The 3,771-nt window shown below is 61.1% G+C and carries 6 protein-coding genes; 1 reads left to right on the top strand and 5 read right to left on the bottom strand.

The features are described from left to right. The first annotated feature begins 15 nt into the window (after positions 1 to 15). Positions 16 to 399: a DUF3653 domain-containing protein gene (locus J7396_RS22225; RefSeq protein ID WP_343237472.1), complete on the top strand. Its 384-nt coding sequence runs from the start codon at positions 16 to 18 to the stop codon at positions 397 to 399. Positions 400 to 518: 119 nt separating this feature from the next. Here J7396_RS22225 and J7396_RS22220 read toward each other — a convergent pair whose 3' ends face one another. The 5 genes from J7396_RS22220 to J7396_RS22200 all read right to left on the bottom strand — a co-directional run. Then, complete coding sequence (locus tag J7396_RS22220) at positions 519 to 1,607, bottom strand: zonular occludens toxin domain-containing protein (protein WP_209262163.1); 1,089 nt, start codon at positions 1,605 to 1,607, stop codon at positions 519 to 521. Then, a complete protein-coding gene (locus J7396_RS22215) occupies positions 1,604 to 1,879 on the bottom strand; it encodes a DUF2523 family protein (protein WP_209262162.1) in 276 nt (91 codons plus the stop codon). Before J7396_RS22215 ends, J7396_RS22220 begins: the two co-directional genes overlap by 4 nt. After that, the gene (locus tag J7396_RS22210) at positions 1,876 to 3,021 is read right to left on the bottom strand and encodes a virulence factor TspB C-terminal domain-related protein (protein WP_209262161.1); all 1,146 of its coding nucleotides are present in this window, start codon (positions 3,019 to 3,021) and stop codon (positions 1,876 to 1,878) included. The genes J7396_RS22215 and J7396_RS22210 overlap by 4 nt, the downstream gene beginning before the upstream one ends. 122 nt (positions 3,022 to 3,143) lie before the next feature. Then, positions 3,144 to 3,344: a major capsid protein gene (locus J7396_RS22205; protein WP_209262160.1), complete on the bottom strand. Its 201-nt coding sequence runs from the start codon at positions 3,342 to 3,344 to the stop codon at positions 3,144 to 3,146. Between the two features lie 155 nt (positions 3,345 to 3,499). Continuing rightward, a partial coding sequence (locus J7396_RS22200) for a single-stranded DNA-binding protein (protein WP_209262159.1) occupies positions 3,500 to 3,771 on the bottom strand: 272 nt, incomplete at its 5' end.

Genomic DNA, 3,771 nt, shown 5'->3' with positions numbered 1-3,771 from the left:
AGCACACTTCGCATAATGTATATTATGTCAGGGCGCTACTTCGCCTGTTGGCTTCGCTTGCTACTGCGATCACGCCGCGGCGGCGACGATGGCACGCCAAATGGAGATTGGCATATGCGTGATCGACAACTGACCGGCCCCTGGGCCGGTTTTTCGTTCGTACGGGGCGAGCTGGTGACCCCGGAGGGAAAGGCATTCACGGCGACCCAGCTTACCTGGCTGGCGCTGACATCGAGCCTCGCGCGGGAATGGTCAGCCATGATGGACGAAGCGAAGCTGAGGACGTGCAACCCTCAGTACAGACGCCTATACGTGCCCAAGCCGCCGCATAGGTCAAGAGCTGCCAACGTGATCTACCTGCGGGACGTGATCGAGCGCAGGCAGCAAGAGCGGTCTTAAGTGGTGGATGGCGCGGGGTCCGCCGATCGAGCGCGGGTGGTCCGGCACACGCGTGGGCCTCGAACTCCACGGCGAGGGTGAGGCGTTATCCGTAGGGGCTATGCCCCTACACCCCAAAATCACATATCGAGCGTAGTCGGGCCTGTGTAGGTCTGGCCCTGATAGCCGGGAGACTCTGGGAACGTGCCCTGTGCGCGCGTCTGGCGCTCGATGGTCACACCGCTAGTGGTTGCAGCACCCTGCCCCTGCGGCGCGTCCTGCTCGGCCTTGGCGGGCTGCTGCGTGGCCGGGGCGGACGTGGTGTACGCGTGGTAGATGTTGATGGGCAGCGGGCCGTCCACCACGCGCCGGCACTCGGCCTGGGTCTGGTCGATCTGCAAGCCGTCGCGGTTCCAGCAGCGGCACCCACGATGACTGTCGACGCAGCCGGCGACAGCCGGAACAGACGGACCGGTCAGCGAAGTGTACTCGCCCGTGGCGAGGGCTTTATCGGACACCTCAAGCGGTTGTGCAATCAGCGTCGGTGCTGTCACCGGGTTCGTCTCCGCTGCGCTGCGCTCACCCGGTGCCGGCCCCTCCTTTTTTGGCACCGATGGCACAAGGAATGCGTACAGACCCCACAGCACGAGGCAGATCATCGGCGCGGTGATCAAGCCATTGCGGATCTTGGCCGGCAGCTTGAACTTGTGCGCGTCGGTGTGCATGGACGACGACTTGTAGACGTTGTACAGGTCCTTCGGATAAGACCAGATGCTTTCATCGGCACCCTTGCGCGCAGTGGCGCTGTAGGGGTTCATCACGCCGCGCGTAAACGCACACAGGGACGCCGATTGCAAGCCGAACGCGCGATTCAAATGCCAGTGCGTGCCGACCAGGCGAAACAACTCGCTGTCGATCTTGTCCGGCCACTGGGTGATAAACATCATGTCGAACCCGCGATGCCGGTGCTCGTCCATGTCCTGCACCATCTTGAGCGGCGAACGTCCCTTGCCCTTGAACGCCGGGAAACGCTTGTGCGCTTCGTCGTACACCACCAACGAGCCATCGGGCAGGGTGCGCCAATCGTCGGGCGCAGGCTCAACGCCGGCCAGGGTCAAGCCCTTGATATCGGTGTAGACCTTGCGGCCCTTTTCCACGGCCTTTTTGATGAAATCGACGGCGTACAGCGTCTTGCCGTTGCCGGGCATCCCGGTCACAAGGTAGATCATTTCGCCACCGCCTTACCGATGCCAACGCCGGCAGCGTTGATCGCCATGCGCGCCATGATGGCCGAACCGATGATGCTCATCGCGTGGCCGGCACCAGACATCAATGCGAGGCTCGCCACATCCGCGCTCAGCCCGCTCATGCGCGAGGACACGAGGTTGAGCGCGGCCAAAACCACAGGCGTGATCGCGGCATAGCTGATGACCGACAGCCCGGCACCGCCGAGCAGACGCGCAATCGCATCGCCAAAGAGAGACTGCAAAAGGGCTTTCATTTGCTGGTAGTACTCCGCAAGCCGGCAAGGATCATGACGGCGACGATGGATGCAACCGTGATCAAAGACGGCTTGAGCACCGTCGAGAAATCGCAGAGCGGCTGAAAGGAAAATTCACCGTTTGCCGCGTGACCGGCGACCGTAAACGCGAACTGCTGAGGTGCTGGACATGCGCCCTCGCCTACACCGCTGCTCCACGAATCCGGATCAATTTTCAGCTCCTGCTCGGGCAGCTCTTTTTCTGGCCCGGTGTCTTCGTTCTTGACCCAATCGATGAAGTCGCAAACAACACCTGCCCAATTACAGAACCCAGGCCAATCGCTCTCTAGACGCTCTGGCTTCGAGGGATCGGGCGCAGCCGGGGTATCGGGGCCAGGGTCAACACCATTGGCCGCTTCAAGCTCTTTGCGCAGGTTATTGATGGCATCGGTCAGCTCCTTCGTGCGAATCGGCGCACCGGTTTCGGGATCGATCAATATCGCGTTTATGACCTGCGGCGACTGCTTCATCAAATCGCCTAGCTCTTGATCACTGATGGTGCGAGGTTCCTGGCCGGTGCCGTAGATCGGCATAGCCACATTGAACCGTTGATAGGCGGCAAGCTCAGTGCCACCACCCTCGGTGACCTGATATTGCACAAAGCCCCATTCCGGATCAGCACGAACGACGGTGCACATGGTGTAACCGCCGGGGAGACTCTGGATATAGCCGCACAACCCTGATGGGTTCGAGGCAGGCGTGCAGTGATTGCCGGCTGCTCCGCCCTTGCAGACCATCAACGTACCGGGCGGGGCTTCACTGCCAGGAACGGAAGGGGTCTGCACCTCTTCTTTCAACTCATTGATGACCCAGCCTGCACCATTGATCAGATCCTTCGCCATCAACGCAACGCCATACCAGCCCAAACCACGCTTGACCGCGCCACGGGCCAAACTGCCAAGCGTGGCGGAAGACACAGGCACAGCGGCGGTGTACTGACGCACACCATTGACCACGCCGGTTACCCTAGCCTCCATCGTGACCGATGTGCGAATGCCAGTAGCCGTCGCGCCCGTGTAGCGTGCAGAAGTCGCATTGACATCGACACCAGCAGCGTAGGCCGCGCCGACCACACACACGACCAGCGCGGCACACAGCCACACCCTCAGTCGTCGAACAAGATGTGCAGCGCGTGCATTCCCACCCATAGCACTAACCAACCTTCCATACCGTTTCTCCCATGAGAAAAAGGGGGCCGTAGCCCCCTCCCCTTACTCCCCGTGGATCAACCGCCGCGAATGGCGGAACTGATCCAGCTCCACGCCTTGATGGCGGCGTTGGGCAGAATCTTTGCCGCGCCGATCAGGCCCACCGCTGCCACCACACCACCAAACGCCGTTGCTGCTGCCGAAACGTCGATATCCATTGCTTTTTCCCTATTTTTGAGTGTGTTGACCGAGCTTCTTCCAACCCCATGCAGCGGCATAGACCAACGCTATGACGCCGAGAAGCTGCCCCGCCTGCCCGGTCGAGAGAGGCGGAAGGAGTGACGGCGCAGGAAGCCACGCCTGCTGCGTGCAGGTCTGAGCCTGCTGGTCGTACTGCACGCAATAGAGGACGAGCGCTTGCTGTGCCATTGAATTAGGCGACCCGCGCCGCAGGCTGTGCAGCCTTCGCAGTCAGATCGGCAATGAGCCGGATACGACGACCGAACTCCAAACCGCCGTATTTGTTGTTCTGCATCGACTTGGGATCGATGACGTAGAAACCTTCGACGTATGGCGCTTGATCTTCGTCAAGGCTGATGGTGAACGGCAACGGAAAATCGCCCTCACGCAACACAGCGGCGGTCTGCTCGCGGAAGTGCGTTGCAGGCTTGCCATCGCGAGCCGGAAACGAACGGATGGCGACAG

Origin of the sequence: Xanthomonas sp. A1809 (assembly GCF_017746015.1) — a bacterium.
GTDB lineage: Bacteria > Pseudomonadota > Gammaproteobacteria > Xanthomonadales > Xanthomonadaceae > Xanthomonas > Xanthomonas euvesicatoria.
This window is presented reverse-complemented; position numbering and strand designations above follow the sequence as displayed.